At 75.7% G+C, this 16,674-nt stretch carries 17 protein-coding genes; 10 read left to right on the top strand and 7 right to left on the bottom strand.

Annotation, left to right across the window (positions count from 1 at the left end; translation table 11 throughout):
• The first annotated feature begins 108 nt into the window (after window positions 1-108).
• The 3 genes from ACWEMJ_RS22940 (at window position 109) to ACWEMJ_RS22930 (ending at window position 3,269) form a co-directional block, all read left to right on the top strand.
• Window positions 109-1,140: a FecCD family ABC transporter permease gene (locus tag ACWEMJ_RS22940; protein ID WP_452138968.1), complete on the top strand. Its 1,032-nt coding sequence runs from the start codon at window positions 109-111 to the stop codon at window positions 1,138-1,140.
• Entirely contained in the window at window positions 1,137-2,261 is a 1,125-nt protein-coding gene (locus tag ACWEMJ_RS22935) for a FecCD family ABC transporter permease (protein ID WP_452138967.1), read from the top strand. The genes ACWEMJ_RS22940 and ACWEMJ_RS22935 overlap by 4 nt, the downstream gene beginning before the upstream one ends.
• Before the next feature lie 195 nt (window positions 2,262-2,456).
• A complete protein-coding gene (locus ACWEMJ_RS22930; protein WP_452138966.1) occupies window positions 2,457-3,269 on the top strand; it encodes an ABC transporter ATP-binding protein in 813 nt (270 codons plus the stop codon).
• 4 nt (window positions 3,270-3,273) lie between these two features.
• Here ACWEMJ_RS22930 and ACWEMJ_RS22925 read toward each other — a convergent pair whose 3' ends face one another.
• Window positions 3,274-4,803 carry an ATP-dependent DNA ligase gene (locus ACWEMJ_RS22925; protein ID WP_452138965.1) on the bottom strand — a complete coding sequence of 510 codons (1,530 nt, stop codon included), beginning with the start codon at window positions 4,801-4,803 and terminating at the stop codon, window positions 3,274-3,276.
• Between the two features lie 110 nt (window positions 4,804-4,913).
• Between ACWEMJ_RS22925 and ACWEMJ_RS22920 the strand changes: the two genes are divergently transcribed.
• On the top strand, window positions 4,914-5,141 hold the full coding sequence (locus ACWEMJ_RS22920) for a hypothetical protein (protein WP_452138964.1): 228 nt from the start codon (window positions 4,914-4,916) through the stop codon (window positions 5,139-5,141).
• A 9-nt stretch (window positions 5,142-5,150) separates the two neighbouring features.
• On the opposite strand, the gene ACWEMJ_RS22915 is transcribed toward ACWEMJ_RS22920, so the two are convergent.
• The gene (locus ACWEMJ_RS22915; protein WP_452138963.1) at window positions 5,151-7,610 is read right to left on the bottom strand and encodes a lysylphosphatidylglycerol synthase domain-containing protein; all 2,460 of its coding nucleotides are present in this window, start codon (window positions 7,608-7,610) and stop codon (window positions 5,151-5,153) included.
• Between the two features lie 158 nt (window positions 7,611-7,768).
• Here ACWEMJ_RS22915 and ACWEMJ_RS22910 point away from each other — a divergent pair, with 158 nt between their 5' ends.
• Entirely contained in the window at window positions 7,769-8,047 is a 279-nt protein-coding gene (locus ACWEMJ_RS22910) for a hypothetical protein (protein ID WP_452138962.1), read from the top strand.
• A 60-nt stretch (window positions 8,048-8,107) separates the two neighbouring features.
• Window positions 8,108-8,602: an NUDIX domain-containing protein gene (locus tag ACWEMJ_RS22905; protein ID WP_452138961.1), complete on the top strand. Its 495-nt coding sequence runs from the start codon at window positions 8,108-8,110 to the stop codon at window positions 8,600-8,602.
• Between the two features lie 5 nt (window positions 8,603-8,607).
• Here the strand turns inward: ACWEMJ_RS22905 and ACWEMJ_RS22900 are convergent, their stop codons facing one another.
• The 3 genes from ACWEMJ_RS22900 to ACWEMJ_RS22890 are packed head-to-tail and all read right to left on the bottom strand — an operon-like array spanning window position 8,608 to window position 10,833.
• Window positions 8,608-9,303 (bottom strand): class I SAM-dependent DNA methyltransferase, encoded by a 696-nt coding sequence (locus ACWEMJ_RS22900; protein ID WP_452138960.1) that lies wholly within the window; start codon window positions 9,301-9,303, stop codon window positions 8,608-8,610.
• A 42-nt stretch (window positions 9,304-9,345) separates the two neighbouring features.
• Window positions 9,346-10,089, bottom strand: coding sequence for a tyrosine-protein phosphatase (locus tag ACWEMJ_RS22895; RefSeq protein ID WP_452138959.1), 744 nt, complete (start codon window positions 10,087-10,089; stop codon window positions 9,346-9,348).
• A gap of 54 nt (window positions 10,090-10,143) precedes the next feature.
• Window positions 10,144-10,833: a hypothetical protein gene (locus ACWEMJ_RS22890; protein WP_452138958.1), complete on the bottom strand. Its 690-nt coding sequence runs from the start codon at window positions 10,831-10,833 to the stop codon at window positions 10,144-10,146.
• A 313-nt stretch (window positions 10,834-11,146) separates the two neighbouring features.
• Between ACWEMJ_RS22890 and ACWEMJ_RS22885 the strand changes: the two genes are divergently transcribed.
• The 4 genes from ACWEMJ_RS22885 to ACWEMJ_RS22870 all read left to right on the top strand — a co-directional run bounded on the left by ACWEMJ_RS22885 (window position 11,147) and on the right by ACWEMJ_RS22870 (window position 14,787).
• Window positions 11,147-11,881, top strand: a complete 735-nt coding sequence (locus tag ACWEMJ_RS22885; protein ID WP_452138991.1) for an RNA polymerase sigma factor — start codon at window positions 11,147-11,149, stop codon at window positions 11,879-11,881.
• On the top strand, window positions 11,878-12,759 hold the full coding sequence (locus ACWEMJ_RS22880) for a hypothetical protein (RefSeq protein WP_452138957.1): 882 nt from the start codon (window positions 11,878-11,880) through the stop codon (window positions 12,757-12,759). The genes ACWEMJ_RS22885 and ACWEMJ_RS22880 overlap by 4 nt, the downstream gene beginning before the upstream one ends.
• Window positions 12,760-13,086: 327 nt before the next feature.
• Window positions 13,087-13,224, top strand: a complete 138-nt coding sequence (locus tag ACWEMJ_RS22875) for a hypothetical protein (RefSeq protein ID WP_452138956.1) — start codon at window positions 13,087-13,089, stop codon at window positions 13,222-13,224.
• Between the two features lie 51 nt (window positions 13,225-13,275).
• The gene (locus ACWEMJ_RS22870) at window positions 13,276-14,787 is read left to right on the top strand and encodes a protein kinase domain-containing protein (RefSeq protein ID WP_452138955.1); all 1,512 of its coding nucleotides are present in this window, start codon (window positions 13,276-13,278) and stop codon (window positions 14,785-14,787) included.
• On the opposite strand, the gene ACWEMJ_RS22865 is transcribed toward ACWEMJ_RS22870, so the two are convergent.
• Window positions 14,784-15,290 carry a potassium channel family protein gene (locus ACWEMJ_RS22865; RefSeq protein ID WP_452138954.1) on the bottom strand — a complete coding sequence of 169 codons (507 nt, stop codon included), beginning with the start codon at window positions 15,288-15,290 and terminating at the stop codon, window positions 14,784-14,786. The genes ACWEMJ_RS22870 and ACWEMJ_RS22865 overlap by 4 nt on opposite strands.
• The gene (locus ACWEMJ_RS22860; protein WP_452138953.1) at window positions 15,287-16,573 is read right to left on the bottom strand and encodes a hypothetical protein; all 1,287 of its coding nucleotides are present in this window, start codon (window positions 16,571-16,573) and stop codon (window positions 15,287-15,289) included. Before ACWEMJ_RS22860 ends, ACWEMJ_RS22865 begins: the two co-directional genes overlap by 4 nt.
• Window positions 16,574-16,674: the final 101 nt, after the last annotated feature.

Below are 16,674 nucleotides of genomic sequence, written 5' to 3'. Positions count from 1 at the left end.
AGCCGGCCAACCAGGGCAGGCGCTAGGTAGGTTAACCTAACCTAAGTTTCGGCGTGCGGGGCGCTCCAGCGGCCCCCGCCGGCAGTCCCCGACCGATCCGGAGCACCCTTGAGCACCACCCGCTCCCCCGCGACCCCCGGCGCCGCCACCGCCCGGCGCGGCCTCCCGCCCGCCCTCGGCCCGGCCGTCGGGCTGCTCGTGCTGCTCGCCGTCCTGGTGCTCAGCCTCGGCCTCGGCGCACGGCAGTTGAGCCCCATCGAGGTCTGGCACGGACTGACCGACCCGACCGCCCCCGGCTGGACCGTCGTCCACGAGATGCGCCTGCCGCGGACCCTGCTCGGCCTGCTCGCCGGCACCGCGCTCGGCCTGGCCGGCGGCGTCATGCAGGCCCTCACCCGCAATCCGCTCGCCGACCCCGGCCTGCTCGGCATCAACGCCGGCGCCTCCGCCGCCGTCGCCACCGCCATCGCCTTCCTCGGCGTCAGCTCCTTCACCGGCTACATCTGGTGGGCGCTGGCCGGCGCGGCCGCCGTCTCGGCGCTGGTCTACGCCGTCGGCGGCGGACGCGGCGCCACCCCCGCCCGGCTCGCCCTGGCCGGCGCCGCGCTCAACGCCACCCTGTACTCGTACGTCAGCGCCGTCATGCTGCTGGACACCGCCTCGCTCGACAAGATGCGGTTCTGGACGGTCGGCTCGCTCGCCGGCGCGCAACCGTCCACCGTGCTCGGAGTGCTGCCGTTCGTCGCCGTCGGCGCGGTGCTCGCCCTCGCGCTGGCCCGCCCGCTGAACGCGCTCGCGCTCGGCGACGACGCGGCCCGCGCGCTCGGCGCCCGGCCCGCCGCGATCCGGGCCGCCGCGATCCTCGCCGTCACCCTGCTGTGCGGCGCGGCCACCGCCGCGTGCGGGCCGATCGTCTTCGTCGGCCTGATGATCCCGCACCTGGTCCGCGCCCTCACCGGCCCCGACCTGCGCCGACTGCTCCCGTACTGCGCGCTGCTCGCGCCCGTGCTGCTGCTCGGCGCCGACGTGCTCGGCCGGGTGCTGGGACGGCCCGGCGAACTCCAGGTCGGCATCGTCACGGCCGTCCTCGGCGGACCGTTCTTCCTGTACTTCGCACGACGGGGAAAGGCCCGGGCATGAGGACGACGACGGGCGACCGGGCGGGCGCGGGTTCGGGTGCGGGTTCGGAGGTTGTGACGGTCGGAGGGCGCGCGGAGGGGCGGCGGGGGAGGCAGCCCAGGACGCTGCGGATCGCCCGGTACTCGGTGCGCTACCGGCCCCGCGCACTGGCCGTCTGCGCCGGGGTACTGGCGGTCGCGCTGCTGGTCGGGGTGCTCGCGCTCGGGCACGGCGACTACCCGCTCGCCCCCGGCGACGTGGTGCGCACCCTGCTCGGCGACGGCACCCCCGCCGAGGACTTCATCGTCAACCAGCTGCGCCTGCCGAGAGTGGCCACCGCGCTGCTGGTCGGCGCCGCGCTGGCGCTGGCCGGCGCGCTGTTCCAGACCCTGGTGCGCAACCCGCTCGGCAGCCCCGACATCCTCGGCTTCACCCAGGGCGCGTCCACCGGTGCACTGCTGGTCGTGGTGGCCGGCGGCAGCACCCAGGCCCTGGCCGGCGGGGCGGTCGCGGGCGGACTGCTCACCGGCGCCGCGATCTACGCCCTCGCCCGGCGCGGCGGCCTGCAGGGCGCCCGGCTGGTGCTGGTCGGCATCGGCACCGCCGCGATCCTCACCGGCGTCAACGGCTACCTGCTGACCCGCACCCAACTCATGGACGCCGCCCGCGCGGTGCTCTGGCTCACCGGCAGCCTCGACGGCCGCGGCTGGGAACAGGCCCGCCCGCTGGCGATCGCGCTCGCCGTGCTGCTCCCGCTGGTGCTGCTCGGCTGCGGGCCCGCGCTGCGCGCCCTCGAACTCGGGGACGACGCCGCCAACGGACTCGGCGTGCGACCCGAACGCCTGCGGCTCGGCCTGCTCGGTGCGGCGGTTCTGCTCGCCGCCCTCGCCGCGGCCGCCGCCGGACCGGTCAACTTCGTCGCCCTGACGGCACCCCAGCTCGCCCGCCGGCTCACCGGTGCGCCCGGGCCCAACCTGGCCGCGTCCGCCTGTACCGGTGCGGCGCTGCTGGTCACCGCGGACTTCGCTGCGCAGCACCTGTTCGGCGAACGCCAGTTGCCGGTCGGGGTGGTCACGGGTGTTCTGGGGGGTGGGTACCTGCTCTGGTTGCTGGCGGGGCGGCGGCGGGAGGGGCGGTTGTGAGGACGCAGGCCCGCCGGGGGGAGGACTGCGCGACAAGCGCCGGCCGTGTCCGCGAGGTCGCTCTCACGTGCAGGTCACTGTCCCGCGTCGCGATCTTGCCGTCGGATTTGTTCCCCTTCGCGCAGTTCCCCGCGCCCCTGGTGGTGCTCACCTTGGTTTTCGCGCCCATCCGCTTTTCTTGAACGGAGTGTTCCCATGGCCCAGTCCGAGTCCCGTCTGGTCGGTCGGGAGTTGACCCTCGCGTACGAGAAGCGGGTGATCGCGGAGGGGCTGAGCGTCGATGTGCCCGACCGGTCGTTCACGGTGGTGGTGGGGCCGAACGCCTGTGGGAAGTCGACGTTGTTGCGGGCGTTGTCGCGGACGTTGAAGCCGGCGGCGGGGCAGGTGCTGCTGGACGGGCGGTCGATCGCGACGCTGCCGGCGAAGCAGGTGGCGCGGACGCTCGGGTTGTTGCCGCAGTCGTCGATCGCGCCGGACGGCATCACCGTGGCCGAGCTGGTCTCGCGGGGGCGGTACCCGCACCAGGGGGTGCTGCGGCAGTGGTCGGCGGAGGACGAGCGGGTGGTGGCCGAGGCGATGGCCGACACCGGGGTCGACGACCTCGCGGACCGGCCGGTGGACGAGCTGTCCGGCGGCCAGCGGCAGCGGGTGTGGATCGCCATGGCGCTGGCCCAGCAGACCCCGCTGCTGCTGCTCGACGAGCCCACCACCTACCTGGACATCGCGCACCAGATCGAGGTCCTCGACCTGTGCGCCCGCCTGCACCAGGAGCAGGGCCGCACCCTGGTGGCGGTGCTGCACGACCTCAACCAGGCCGCCCGCTACGCCACCCACCTGATCGCGCTGCGCGACGGCCGGCTGGTCGCCGCCGGGGCTCCGCAGGACGTGGTCACCGCGGAACTGGTCGAGGAGGTGTTCCGTCTGCCGTGCCGGGTGATCCCCGACCCGGAGACCGGCACCCCGCTGGTCGTCCCCGCCGCCAACCGCCGGGCTGCCGCGCGGAGTTGAGCCGTCAGGGCGGAAGCAGCGCCGCCACCGAGTCCACGGTGTCCGCCTCGGCGGCGCGCTTGTCCTCCCGGTAGCGCAGCACCCGGGCGAACCGGAGCGTCACGCCGTCCGGGTAGCGGCTGGAGCGCTGCACCCCGTCGAAGGCGATCTCCACCACCAGCTCCGGCCGCACCAGTACGCCCCACGGCTCCTCGCGGACCGCCAGTTCGCGCAGCCGCTCCGTCTGCCACTCCAGCAGGCTGTCGGTCAGCCCCTTGAACGTCTTGCCGAGCATCGCGAACGAGCCGTCCGCCCGCCGGGCCCCCAGGTGCAGGTTGGACAGCCGGCCGGTGCGCCGGCCGTGCCCCCACTCGGCGGCCAGCACCACCAGGTCCAGGGTGTGGACGGGTTTCACCTTCAGCCAGGACGAGCCGCGCCGGCCCGCGCTGTACGGCGCGTCCAGCGACTTCACCACCACCCCCTCGTGCCGGTGCTCGGCGGTCGCCGCGCGGGTGAACTCGCGGGCCAGCCGCCGCTGTTCGGGATCGGACGGGTCGTCCACCCGCAGCTGCCGGACCCGCGCGGACGCCGGGACCAGGGCGGCCAGTGCGGCGTGGCGCTCGGTGGCGGGGGCGTCCAGCAGGTCCCGGTCGCCGGCCAGCAGCAGGTCGAAGAAGACGGCGGACAGCGGGAGTTCGCCGTCCTCGTGCCGGGAGCCGACCCGTCCCGAGGTCTGCTGGAACGGCCGCGGCAGCCCCTCCTCGTCCAGTGCCAGCAGCTCGCCGTCCAGCACCAGCTGTTCCTGCGGCAACTCCCGGACGAGTGCGACCACTTCGGGCAGTCGGGCGGTGATCTCGGCGAGCGTGCGGGTGTAGAGGCGCACCTGGTCGCCGTTGCGGTGCGCCTGGATGCGGACCCCGTCCAGCTTCTCCTCGACCGCGCACGGGCCGAGCCGGTCGAGGGCCTCGTCGACGTCCTTCGCGCTCTGCGCCAGCATCGGCTGCACCGGGCGGCCGACGGTCAGCCGGAAGGCGTCCAGCGCGGCGGGGCCCTGGGCGACCAACTGTCCGGCGAGCGGGCCGAGTTCGCCGGACAGCATGAGGGCCCGCCGGACCGCCTCGGCCGGGGCTCCGACGGCCGCCGCCAGGCCCTCGACCGCCACCGCGTCCAGGGCGCCCTGGCGCAGTTCGCCGGAGAGCAGGCCGAGCAGGAAGCGCTGCTCCTGCGCGGTGGCCAGCGCCATCAACTCATCCACCTGCCGCCGCCGTTCGCCCTGCGAGCCGGGCCCGGCGAGGGCCGCCAGCGCGGACAGCCGGCGGTCCAGCTCCAGCACCCCGAGCGTCGCCGCGGCCGCCGGTGCGGGCCGCTCGCGCAGGGCCTGCGGGCCCACCCCGACCTTGCGCTGCGGCAGCCGCCCCGCCAGGTACGCCACCACCAGCGGCGCCTCCTCGGCCGAGACCCGCCCGAACAGCTCCGCGAGGACCCGGACCTTCTCCGACCGCGCCGCCGTCCCCGCCAGCCGCGCCGAAGCCCCGGCCACCTCCGCCACCAACATGCCGACCACCCTCCACCGGGCCGGCCCGGCCCGCCATCGTACGGGCCCGGATGCGGGAACCGCCGCCCCACAGGTGTCCGTTCCGGGCGATTGCGCCGGATACTGGCGGTATGCGCCTGAATGCGGAGAACCCTGAGTATCCCGAGGACGAGGACGAGCCGACCCCGACCGTGCTGGAGGGCATCGAGGAGGAGCGGCCGGTGGTGGAGCCGGAGGTGGACGACCTGGAGGTGTTGCGGCGCCGGCGCGAGCTGGGCGCCGAGCCGGCCGACGAGGGCGACGCGGTGGAGCAGGTCCGGGAGGTCGCGATGGGCGACGAGGACCACCGGGACGACTGACCGGGGCGGTCAGATCGCGCGGCGGCGCTGCAGCCAGACGAACGCCGCCCAGCCCGGCAGGACCGGCAGGACGAAGGTGAGCAGCCGGAACAGCAGCACCGCGGCGAACGCGGTGCCCTCGTCCATGCCCGAGGTCCACACCAGCGCCCCCGCGAGCAGCCCCTCGACCGCGCCGACCGCGCCCGGGGTGGGCGCCACGTTGCCGACCGCGTTGCCGGCCAGGAAGCTGACCGCGACGGCGTTGAACCCCGGGTGCTGGCCGACCGCCCGGGTGCAGCAGTACAGGCTCACCACGAAGCACATCGACACCAGCAGCTGGCCGGCCACGCCCACGGCGAGCTTGCCGGGCTGCTGGGCCAGGTCGAGCAGCCGGGGCAGCACCTCGGCGCGCAGCGGCCGCAGCAGGGCCTGGGCGCGCCGCCGCAGCGCCGGCACCGCGACCACCGACACCGTCACGACCGCCCCCGCCGCCGTCGCCAGCACCAGCACCAGCTCGGTGGGGAACCCGGAGTCGCCGTCCCCGGCCCCCGGGCCGGAACCGAGGTTGACGCCGATCAGCGCGCTGAACACGGCGAGTTGCAGCATGTGCAGCACCAGGCCGAACAGCTGCGTCGCGCCGATGCTGGCCAGCGCCTGCGCGGTGGGGATGCCCGCGCACTGCAGGTAGCGGGTGTTCAGCGCGATGCCGCCGATGCCGCCCGGCGAGACCAGCTTGACGAACGAGCCGGCGCTCTGCGCGGCCAGCGTGGCGCGGAACGACAGCTTCTCCGGGACGAACCCGCTGAACGCGAAGGTCGCGATCGGGTAGCTGACGGCGGCGAACAGCGCCGCGGCGGTCAGCCACAGCGGGTCGGCGTCGGCGACCAGCGAGACCGGGTTGCGGTCCATGTCGAACAGGAACTGCAGCAGCCCGTACCCGGCCGCGACGCCCGCGACGACGGTCAGCACGGTACGCGGGCGCAACCGCTCCAGCCGGACGGGTTCGGCGGTGGCCTGCGGCATCTGCCGCTGCACCTCGGCGCGCAGCTCGCCCGCGAGCTCCTTGTGCCGGGCCAGCGCGGCCCGGGTGTCGGGGGCCAGCGCGATCGGCTGCAGCAGCGGCAGCGCGGCGCAGACCGGCCCCTGGCCGAGCACCTCGATCGCGGCCCGCACCGCCCGCTCCGGCCCGGCGTACAGGGCGAGGACGGCGAGCATCCCGGCCACGTCCAGGCGCAGCAGCAGGTCGCCGGCCGCGATCTCGCCGCGCGCCAGCCCGACCAGGTGGACCCGCCCCTCGGCGTCCAGCAGCACGTTCTGCGGGGAGACGGTGCGGTGCGCGATGCGGCGGCGCTGCAGCAGCGCCAACTGCTGCCAGGCGTCGCGCAGTTCCGCGTCGCTCGGGGTGCTGTCCGGGTCCGGCCGGTCGTCGGCGCCCGGTTCGGCGGCGGCGAAGAGGTCGGCGAACGGGCGGGCGTCGATCCGGTGGTAGGCGACCAGCGCGGCGTCCGGGCTCAGCTCGACGGCGGCGACCGGGGTGCGGGTGCGCGCGCCCGCGGCGGACGCGGCGTGGCCGAGCAGGGTCTGGTGCTCCAGGCCGGCGCGCAGCGGGCGCAGGCCCAGCGGGCGGGGTGCGGTGCGCAGCCGCAGCGCCAGCCACAGGTGGCCGAGCAGCCCGCTGGCCTGGACGTGCCGGTCGAGCAGGTGGACGTCCAGCTCGGGGCGGCCGTCGCGCTGGGTGACCAGGTAGCGGCTCGGGCCGGTCGCCAGCACCGCGTCGGGGCGGACCCCGCTGGCGGCCAGCGCGGCGGCGATCTGGCCCTCGGTGGGCGTGCCGACCGGCTCGCCGACGGCGTACCGGGTGGCGTGCGCGGTGGTCCAGCCGAGCAGCAGCGACAGCACCAGCGACAGCGGCGTGGCGTAGCCGGTGATCAGCCCGGACAGGGCGGACAGCGCCAGGGTGACGGCCAGCGCGGTGCGCCAGCGGCGCATGCCGGCGGTGCCGATCGCGGTCATGAAGGCCAGCACCGGCGCGAGGTGCCCGTACACCGGGTCGGTGCGGCCGGCGCCGTCGGCGAGCGGGTGGGTGAGCGTGGTGAGGTCGCCGGCCAGCAGGTCCAGGGCCAGCGAGAGGCCGTACGCGAGGACGGCGGCGAGGACGCCGTCGGAGACCCGGCGGCCGTCGCCGCGCAGCATCCGGTCGACCGCGTAGCCGAGCGGCACCAGCAGCAGCGCGCCGCCGCACAGCGCCGCCGCGAGTTTCACCGGCGGCCAGGGCAGCAGAACGGCGGCCCGCGCGACGTCGGTGTCCAGGCCGAGCGCGGAGGAGCGGGCGTAGCCCGCCATCAGCAGCACCAGGGTGATCCAGCACAGCCCGGAGAGCAGGCGGATCAGGGCGGCCGGGTGCCGGACCCGGTCCGTGTGCCCGCCGTGCAATGCGGGGTGTGCGGGGCGCTGTTCCTGGGATTCGTCGGCTTGTATCACCGTGGCCACGCAGCATGGTCCCACATCGCGGGGTGCCTGAGCTGGCCTTTCGGAAAAGGGAGTTCGGGGCGTGACGGGAGATACGGGCCGATAATGGGTATATCGGGTTGATGACGGTCTTCGGAGGTCGAAAAGGGCCTCTTCCGACCGCGGAAGGGAGATCGGCGATGACCGAGCGATCGACCGACAGGATGATCAGGCTCCGCGAGGGCAGCGAACTGGTGCTCAAGGACCGCGCCATGGAGACCGACCCGACACCCCTCGCCCCGCAGCTGCACACCGACACCGTGAGAGCGGCCGACATCGGCGGCTATCCCGGCGACATCGAATTCAGCCACGGCGGCCGGCACGCACCGGCGCCGGCCGGGCCGGCCGACGGGGCCGCCGCCCACACCGAACTGCCCGGCCACCGGCACCGCGGCGCCGAACGGCACTCGGAACACTGAATCCCCGGCGGGGGTGAGAGAGTTGGCGCCGCAACTCCCGCCCCCGCCGAAGGAGCACCCGTGACCACCGCCCCCGTGTTCGCCTCCCGCGAGGACTGGCTCGCCTCCCTGCACCGCGTGTACGCCGCCGCGGGCTGCCTGATCACCGACCCCGACGGCCGGGTCCTGATCGTCAAGGCCGGCTACCGGGACTCCTGGCAGTTCGTCGGTGGGACGGTCGACCTCGGCGAGAACGCGGAACAGTGCGCGACGCGGGAGCTCTTCGAGGAGACGGGGCTGCGCCGGGACGCGGGCGCGCTGCTGGTGGTCGCGTGGACGCATCCGAGCGGTGAACTCGGGCATCCCGCCTGCCACTTCCTGTTCGACCTGGGCGTCTTTGCGGCGGACACTCCGATAGCCCTCCCGGAGGGCGAGCTGGATGCGTACCGCTGGGCGACCGTCCCGGAGGCGCTGGCGCTGCTGGGGCCGGCCCGGGCCCTGCGCCTGGAGGCGGGGCTCGCGGCACGGGAGGACGGCCGGGCGCGGGTGGCGACGGCGCCCGACTCGGGGTTCTGAGCCGCCTACGGGCGTCGCCAGACGTACGCGGCCGAGACCGGGCGCCCGCGGTGGGCGGACCACTTGGGTTTGAGGGCGATCCACTCGTCGCCGATGAGCTGTTCGCGCATCTCGGCGAGGTGCCAGCCCGCGGCGAGGGCGGCGGTGAGGTGGTCGCTGACCAGGTGGACGTGGGTGGTGATGGCGACCGGCCCGTCGGGGCCGTCGTAGTGGGTGGGCATGCCGGCGGCCATGATGAAGGCGGGGTGCAGGCCGACCAGCACGAACAGGCCGCCGGGGCGGACCAGTCGGTGGGCCTCGCGGTAGAGCGGCGCGAGGTCGGGGAGGTGCTCGTCGACCAGCGAGCAGGCCGCCAGGTCGTACCCGGCGGTGGGCAGCCCGGTGGCGGCGAGGTCGGCCTCGGTGAGGGTGCGGTGGGCGCCGCGTTCGCGGGCGCGGTGCAGCATCTCGGGGGTGAGGTCGACGCCGTCGATCGCGCCGACGCCCCGGCTGCGCAGCCAGGCGCCGGTGCGGCCGGTGCCGCAGCCGAGGTCGACGGCGAGGCCGGCCTCGGACCAGGCGGGGACGGCGAGCCGGGCCAGGACGTCGACGTCCATCGCGTCCTGGACGGTGCTCTCGTAGCTGTCGACCCAGCCGGCGTAGCCGGTGCGGACGTCGACGGTCGGGTAGCCGCGGGTGTCGAAGAGGGAGAAGTCGACCATGCGGCGCAGTATTGTTCGCGCCGCTCCGGGGCGGCCAGCGAATTAAGCGAATTGACGGTCCGTCAGGAGCCGGGCCCGGACGGCGGCGACGTCGGCCGCGGGCAGCCGGTCGACGGCGTCGAACTCGGCGAGGACCTGGTGCAGGGCCTGGTCGGCGGTGGTGCCGGCGTCGGCGAGCACGCGGGCGATGCCGGCTTCCTCGTCGGGGCGGTCGAGGAGGGTCCACAGCGGCCGCAGGTTCGCGGCGGACAGCAGGTAGTCCTCGGCGATCGCGGCGGGCTCGACGTCGGCGAGGGCGAGCAGGACGAGGGCGGCCAGGCCGGTGCGGTCGCGGCCGGCGCCGCAGTGCACCACGACGGCGCCGTCGCGGGCGCGGGCGACGGCGGCGACCAGCCGGGCGACGGCCTCGCGGCAGTGGTCGAGGTAGGGCCGGAAGGACAGCGGGGTGCCGTCGAGGCCGCCGAAGCGGGCCCACCAGTCGGGGCCGGCCAGCGCGTCGAGCGGGACGCGGACCAGGTCGACGGTGTCGGGGGTGGGCAGCAGCGGCCGGTACTCGACCTCGTCGCGGAGGTCGATCACGGTGCGGACGCCGTGGGCGAGCATGCTGTTCTGGCCCTCGGCGGTGAGCCGGTCGAGGTTGTCGGCGCGGACGATCGCGCCGCTGCGGGTGGTCCGGCCGTCACGGGTGGGCAGGCCGCCGAGGTCGCGGACGTTCAGGCAGCCGTCCCAGTCGAGCCGGCGCTGCTCGTGCCGGGCCGCGATGGATGTGGTGGCCGTCCCCGTCATGTGTTCCCCCCGGTGTGTCGTACCGGCGCGTGGGGCACCGGTACTGACTTGGACTCAGTCGGCTCCGCCGTGGTTCCCGGCGGGGAACTCCCAGAGCGGGCGGCCGAGCGTGTCGAGCGCCCGGACCAGGCGGAACCGGTGGTCGCGGGCGGACAGGAAGCCCCGGGCGGCGCCGGCCAGGACCTGCCGGGCGGCCGGGTCGTGGCGGTGCCACGCGCCGTGCAACTCCAGTGTGCCGTCGGTGAGTTCGGCGCGCTGGATGCGGGCGACACCGGCGATCGCCAGGGCGTTGTTGACGCCGTCGAGGGCGGCCGGGAGCAGGTAGGGCCCGCGGTCGTCGGGGCGCAGCCGGCGGCGCAGTTCGGGCAGCGCGTAGCCGCGGACGGCGGCCACCGAGTCCTCGACGGCGACCAGCCAGCGCGGGCCGGGCGCGACCTCCCACCAGACCTCGCCGCCGACCGGCATCACCTCGCCGATCGGGGCGCGCCAACGTTCCAGCCCGGTGGGGGTGTTGGCGTCCGGGCGGATGCTCCGCCGGTCCCAGGCGGCCTTGTCGGTGACGGACAGGTTGACGGTGTAGCGCACCCGCCCGTCCGAGTGGACCACCTGCACGCCGAGCACCGCCCACCGGTCGCGGTCCGGCAGCGAGAAGGAGTGCCGCCAGCCCTGGAGGCCGAGGGCGCGCAGGGCGGGCGCGAAGTGCTCGCGGATTCCCGTCGTGTACAGCTCCTGGGCGGTGCTCATGGCGTCTCCCGGTCGGTCTTGCGGCGCGTGCTGCGGGGCGGCGGCGGGCGGGCGGTCGCCGCGCTCCGGATCAGGGACGAAATGTCCCTCTTTGCACGGTATGGCGAGGGGGAGGGGTGAATCCTCGGGCGAACGACAGCGGCCGGCGGGACGAAGGTCTGCCCGGCGCAGGTCCTTGGTCCCGGGGCCCGCGAGCCGTCGGCGTGCACCGAGCGCACACCCGGCGCCACGCGCCCCCACACCGGGCCGCCACCGCTCCGTCACGGCCGGTGCCCCGCCCCGCAGGTGGGCCGGGGCACCCGGATGGCGCATGATGTGGCGGGTGCACAGTGCTGAACACCACGGGGCGGACGGCGGCGACCTGCGCGGCCGTCCGGAGGTGCCGGGCCGTCCGCCGGGTCGGCGGGCCGATCTCGCCGCGGCCGTGCGGGCCGCGCAGGACGGCGACGAGGAGGCGTTCCGCGTCCTGTTCCGGGCCGTCCAGCCCGGCCTGCTGCGCTACCTGCGGGTCCTGGTCGGGGGCAGGGCCGAGGACGCCGAGGACATCGCGTCCGAGGCCTGGCTGCAGATCGCCCGCGACCTGCCCGGATTCCGGGGCGACGCGGACGGCTTCCGGGGCTGGGCCGCGACCATCGCCCGCAACCGGGCCATGGACCACCTGCGCCGGGCGCGCCGCCGGCCGGTCGCCGACCTGCCGGTGGAGTACCTGGCCGAGCTGGTCGCCGTCGAGGACACCGAAGGCCAGGCGATGGCCACCGTCGCCACCTCGGACGCGCTCGCGCTGATCGCCTCGCTGCCGCCCGACCAGGCCGAGGCGGTGCTGCTGCGGGTGGTGCTCGGGCTGGACGCGGAGAGCGCCGCGAAGGTGCTCGGCAAACGGGCCGGCAGCGTCCGGATGGCCGCGCACCGGGGGCTGCGGCGGCTCGCCAAGGCCCTTGACCGGACCGGGGGAGTGGCCGCCGGGGTGCCCCGTCAGGCCGCCGGGAAAGAAATCTCCGCGCAGGGTGTGACACCGGCGCAGGTGCCGACGCTGAGGGATATGAGATGAGCACCAACCGATCCCGCCGGATCGACCGCGCCACCGCCGAGCGACTGCTCGGCGGTGCGACGGTCGACCCGACGGCCGGTCAGGACCCCTCCGCCGGACCGCAGTCCGGGCCGGGGCGGCCCGAGCTCGCCGACCTGCTCGCCGCCGCCGCGGCGACCGGGACGGCCGGCGACGGCCCGCTGCCCGGCGAGGAGGGAGCCGTGGCCGCGTTCCGGCAGGCTCGTCGCCAGCCGGCCCCCAGGCAGCACCGGAGACGAAAGATGGCGGACACCGCGCTCGCGCGGGCCCTCAGCGCGAAGGCCGTGGCCGTCGCGCTGGGCGTGACCGCCGTCGGCGGCGTCGCCGTCGCCGCCGGGACGGGCCGACTGCCCGAGGTGCTGGGCGGCCCCGCCCCGACCCCGCCGGCCGCCGCCGCGCCCGCGCCCGCCTCCGCTGCGAGCACGCCGGACGCCGCGCCCGCGTCCGCCGCCCCCGGCCGCACCGCGAAGCCGTCCGGCGCCGCCACCCGGCCGGGCGGCGCGTCCGGTCGGCCGGTCGGCCCGGCCTCCGACGACCCCGGGCAGGCCCCCGACCTGTCCGCCCTGTGCCGGGGCTTCTCGGCCCAGGTGTCGGGCGGCGCCAAGCCGAAGGAGGCCGCCGTCGATCCGGCGCTGGCCGACCTGCTGAGCGCGGCCGGCGGACCCGAGAGGGTCACCGGGTACTGCGCGCAGCTCACCGCCCGCGGCGACGACCGGGACGACCGGGACGACCGTGACCAGCGCGGCAACGGCCACGGCCGCCCGTCGGCCACTCCGTCGCCGTCGCCGTCCGCATCCGCCCCGTCGGGACGGCCGGGCCGCAGCCAGCAGCCCAGGGGCGGGGGCGACGACCAGGACTGACACCGACTCCGGTCGGGCGGTGGACACTCCCCCCGGGTCCACCGTCCGACCGGCCCCGACTCCGGACGGCCGGCGGGTTCCCCTGTACCCGCCGGCCGGCCCGGACCGACTTCCGGACGGGCGACCGGCTCCCCCGGGCCACGCCCGTCCGGAAACCGCTCCGGTCGGCCACCAGGACTCCCCCGGGTCCGCGGCCGTCCGGAACCGCTCCGGACGGACGGCTGAACTCCCCCGGGTCCACCGTCCGTCCGGAGCCCACCCCGGCGCCCGCCCGAAACCCATGGAGTCCCCGGTGACCGACCCGACCCACCGCAAGGCGAGTCGGCGATGAGCTTCCCGCGCACCTCGCCGCGCGTCGAACGCGCCGCCCGGCGGGCCGTCCACGGCCCGGCGCGGATTCCCCGCGCCCTGCTCACCGCCGCCCTGGCCGCCCTGCTCGCCGCGCTGCTGGTGCAACGCCCTTAGGCCGCCCCGCTATGGTTCACGGGTGCCCGACCTAGGTGAGGGGAGTATCCGATGATCGGACGCGCGCTGAACGGGCGCTACGAACTCGGCGAGATACTCGGCGTCGGCGGAATGGCCACCGTCTACCGGGCCGTCGACCACCAGTTGGGCCGCCCGGTCGCCGTGAAGGTGCTCAACGGAGGGCTCGCCGACGACCCCCGGTTCGCCGAACGCTTCGCCCGCGAGGCCCGGCTGGCCGCCCTGCTGGTGCATCCGAGGATCGTCACGGTCTTCGACTCCGGCCTCGACCAGGGCTCCCCGTACCTGGTGATGGAACTCGTCCACGGCGACACCCTCGGCCGGCTGATCGCCGACCTGGGCACCCTGCCGGTGGAACGCGCCGTCGGCATCGCCGCCGCCGTCCTGGACGCGCTGTCCGCCGCCCACGCCCAGGACCTGGTGCACCGCGACATCAAGCCCGGCAACATCATGATCACCCACGACGGCGGGGTGAAGGTGGTGGACTTCGGCATCGCCCGGGCCGGCTCCTCCTCCGGCCAGCAGCTCACCCAGGCCGCCTCGGTGGTGGGCACCGCCGCCTACCTCTCCCCGGAGCAGGCCACCGCCGGCCAGGTGGACGCCCGCGCCGACCTGTACGCCGTCGGCTGCGTGCTGTACGAAATGCTCACCGGCGCACCGCCGTTCACCGCCGACACCCCCGTCGCGATCGCCTTCAAGCACGTCACCGAGTACCCGGTGCCGCCCGCCGCGCTCCGCCCGGACGTCCCGCCCGCGCTGGACGCCGCGATCCTGCGGCTGCTCGCCAAGCACGCCGCCGAACGCCCCGTCGACGCCAACGCCGCCGCCGCCGAACTGCTCGCCGCCGTCCCGGCCGCCCCCGCCGACCGCACCGCCGCACTGCTCGGCGCCGCCACCCAGGTGCTGCCGCCTGTCCCCGCGACGCCGCCCCCGCCCCCGTCGCACCGGCCGTGGACCGAGCAGCACCGTACCTCGGTGCTGCCGCCGATGCCGATGCCCGCCCGCCGCCGGGAGGAGGAGCCCGAGCCCCGGCGCGGCCGCAACCCGCTGGTGTACGCGGGCGTCGGCGCCGCCGTGTTCGCCTGCGTGGCCGGCATCGCCGCGTTCTCGTTCAGCGGCGGCGACCCCGCCCCGCCGGCCCAGCCGGTCGCCGCAGCCGGCACCTCGGCCGGCCCGAGCAGCAGCGGATCCGCGTCCCCGTCCGCCAGTGCCTCGGCCCGCCCCAGCACCTCGGCCAGACCGACCACCAGCGCCAAGCCCACCGTGGTCGCCCAGATCGCCCAACTGCGCGCCGACATCGCCCAGGCCTCCTTCACCCGCGACCGCGACCGCCAGGACGACCTCACCACGCTCCTCGACCAGGCCACCCAGGACGTCAACGACCACCAGGCCGACGACGCCGAGAGCGCCCTCAAGAACGCCCAGAAGCTGCTCCGCGACCTCCAGAAGCACCACGCCGTCGACGCCGCCGCCGCCAACAGCTGGCAGACCCGCCTCGCCGGGCTGGTCACCGCCGTGCACCAGCAGGCGCAGAAGGAGGACTAGCCGTCGCCGCCGCGGGCCCGCCTGATCGCGCGGGTCTTCACCTGGCGGCTGAGCGCCGTCACGCCGGTGGTCAGGAACACCACGGTGTACAGCAGTTGGAGCATCACCACGATCCGGGCCAGCTGTCCGGACGGGTGGATGTCGCCGTAGCCGACGGTCGCCATGGTGATCACCGTGAAGTACAGCGCGTCCACCTTGGTGTTCAGTCCCTCCAGCTCGCCGGGCTGCTTGGACATCGCCAGGTACGCGCCGGCGAACACCACCAGCGCCGCGCACAGCAGCAGCAGGATCACCGGGACGGGCCGCCCCGGGAGGCCCAGCACCTGCCGCCGGGCCTCGCCCAGCAGGCCCGCGCCGACCAGGGTGAGCAGGACGCCGAACGCCACCCAGCTGAGCACCGGGTGGCGCGGGCCGAACCAGTCCAGCGGCACCGCGAAGTAGGCCGTCAGCAGCAGCACCGGGCCGCCCAGCAGGGCGAGGTAGATCCGCGCCAGCTCCTTCACGCGGGCGTCGCCCTCCGGCCGGCGGGCTCCTCGGGCCGGGCGTCGAGGAACTCCAGCACCGCGAGCGCGGCCAGCAGCGCCAGCGCGATCCAGAGCACCACCGCCACCGTCGGATAGCCCCAGGTGAGCAGCACGACGGCGGCCACCGCCACCGCGCCCCAGCCCAGCCAGGCCTTCCACCGGTGCACGAACCGGCCGACCGGGCCCAGCCGCAGCCCGATCCCCTCGGCGGCCCGCCGGACCGCGCCCAGGCCCGCCTGCCACAACTGCCGTACCCAGCCGGCCCGTCGGCCCGGACCGGTCAGCCAGGCCGCCAGCGCGATCACGATCCCCAGCGCCAGCAGCATCCGGACCGCCGCCCGCAGGTAGCGCACCAGGGTGTCGTAGATCGCGCCCGCGGCGGCCTGGTCCACCTCGGCGGGCAGCTTGTCCAGGTAGAGCGCCCGGAACACGCTCAGCCCGATGCCCAGCAGCACCGCCCCGGCGGCCATCGCCAGCGCCGCGGTGACGACGGCCCGGCGGCGGCGCACCGCCAGCAGGACGCCGCCGACCGCGCACAGCACGGCCAGCACCGGCACCCAGAACCCGGCCAGGTCGAGCAGCCGCAGCCCGGTCTGCGCCTTCCGCACCGCGTCCGACTGCACCAGGGTGAAGTCGGTGTGCACCTCGGGGATCTTCTCCGCCGGGCCCAGGCCCCTCGCCACCAGCCGGTCCTTCACCTGGGCGATCACCGGCGCCAGGTCGAGGGTGACGGTGTCGCCCTTCACCTGGACCGAGCCGCCGCCCTGCCCGGTCAGCACGTTGGTGAACGCGGCGTGCGCGTCGCGCAGGACGGTCTCCCAGATGCCCGCGAACGCGTCCGACCGCACGACGTCCAGCACCTGGCCGTGGACGAACCCGGTCAGCCCGTCGGTCAGCGCCGAACCGACCTTGCCCAGCAGGGCGTTCAGCGCGGGCTGGTCGCCTGGCGCCACCTCGTTCAGCAGGTCGGAGACCGGCAGCTGCTGCATCACCGCGGCCGTCGCCCGGTCGGCGACCGCCGCCTGCACGGCCGGGTCGGACGCCAGCGGGGCCATCGTCGCCACGAACCGGTCGGTGTCGGTGACCTGCGACCGGCTCCACGAGGCGACCACCGCCAACGGGGTGAGCACGGCGGCCAGCACGATCAGCAGCACGGCGAAGAACGACCGGACGCGGTGCCGGCGGGGTTCTCGGGACTCCAGCGAGGCGACCCGGGCGCGCAGCGCGGCGAGCTCGGGCTCGTCGGGGGACTCGTCCGTCATCAGGGCTCCCTGCTGGTCGGCCTCGGATGACTACCATGCCAGGGCGTCGCGTAGTCCTTGACGTTCCACCAGAGCGCCAGCGACCCGCCCGGGCGGAGCAC

It is taken from the genome of Kitasatospora sp. NPDC004531 (genome assembly GCF_053602195.1).
The sequence above is the reverse complement of the archived record's forward strand: the minus strand, read 5'-3'. Positions and strand labels throughout refer to the sequence as shown.

Bases quoted from the DNA above. Each gene is read 5' to 3' on its own strand.
- ACWEMJ_RS22880 (WP_452138957.1), top strand. From the start codon at position 11,878: ATGAGCACCAACCGATCCCGCCGGATCGACCGCGCCACCGCCGAGCGA.
- ACWEMJ_RS22925 (WP_452138965.1), bottom strand. From the start codon at position 4,803: ATGTTGGTGGCGGAGGTGGCCGGGGCTTCGGCGCGGCTGGCGGGGACG.
- ACWEMJ_RS22920 (WP_452138964.1), top strand. From the start codon at position 4,914: ATGCGCCTGAATGCGGAGAACCCTGAGTATCCCGAGGACGAGGACGAG.
- ACWEMJ_RS22875 (WP_452138956.1), top strand. From the start codon at position 13,087: ATGAGCTTCCCGCGCACCTCGCCGCGCGTCGAACGCGCCGCCCGGCGG.
- ACWEMJ_RS22930 (WP_452138966.1), top strand. From the start codon at position 2,457: ATGGCCCAGTCCGAGTCCCGTCTGGTCGGTCGGGAGTTGACCCTCGCG.
- ACWEMJ_RS22910 (WP_452138962.1), top strand. From the start codon at position 7,769: ATGACCGAGCGATCGACCGACAGGATGATCAGGCTCCGCGAGGGCAGC.
- ACWEMJ_RS22860 (WP_452138953.1), bottom strand. From the start codon at position 16,573: ATGACGGACGAGTCCCCCGACGAGCCCGAGCTCGCCGCGCTGCGCGCC.
- ACWEMJ_RS22885 (WP_452138991.1), top strand. From the start codon at position 11,147: ATGTGGCGGGTGCACAGTGCTGAACACCACGGGGCGGACGGCGGCGAC.
- ACWEMJ_RS22935 (WP_452138967.1), top strand. From the start codon at position 1,137: ATGAGGACGACGACGGGCGACCGGGCGGGCGCGGGTTCGGGTGCGGGT.
- ACWEMJ_RS22900 (WP_452138960.1), bottom strand. From the start codon at position 9,303: ATGGTCGACTTCTCCCTCTTCGACACCCGCGGCTACCCGACCGTCGAC.
- ACWEMJ_RS22870 (WP_452138955.1), top strand. From the start codon at position 13,276: ATGATCGGACGCGCGCTGAACGGGCGCTACGAACTCGGCGAGATACTC.
- ACWEMJ_RS22890 (WP_452138958.1), bottom strand. From the start codon at position 10,833: ATGAGCACCGCCCAGGAGCTGTACACGACGGGAATCCGCGAGCACTTC.
- ACWEMJ_RS22895 (WP_452138959.1), bottom strand. From the start codon at position 10,089: ATGACGGGGACGGCCACCACATCCATCGCGGCCCGGCACGAGCAGCGC.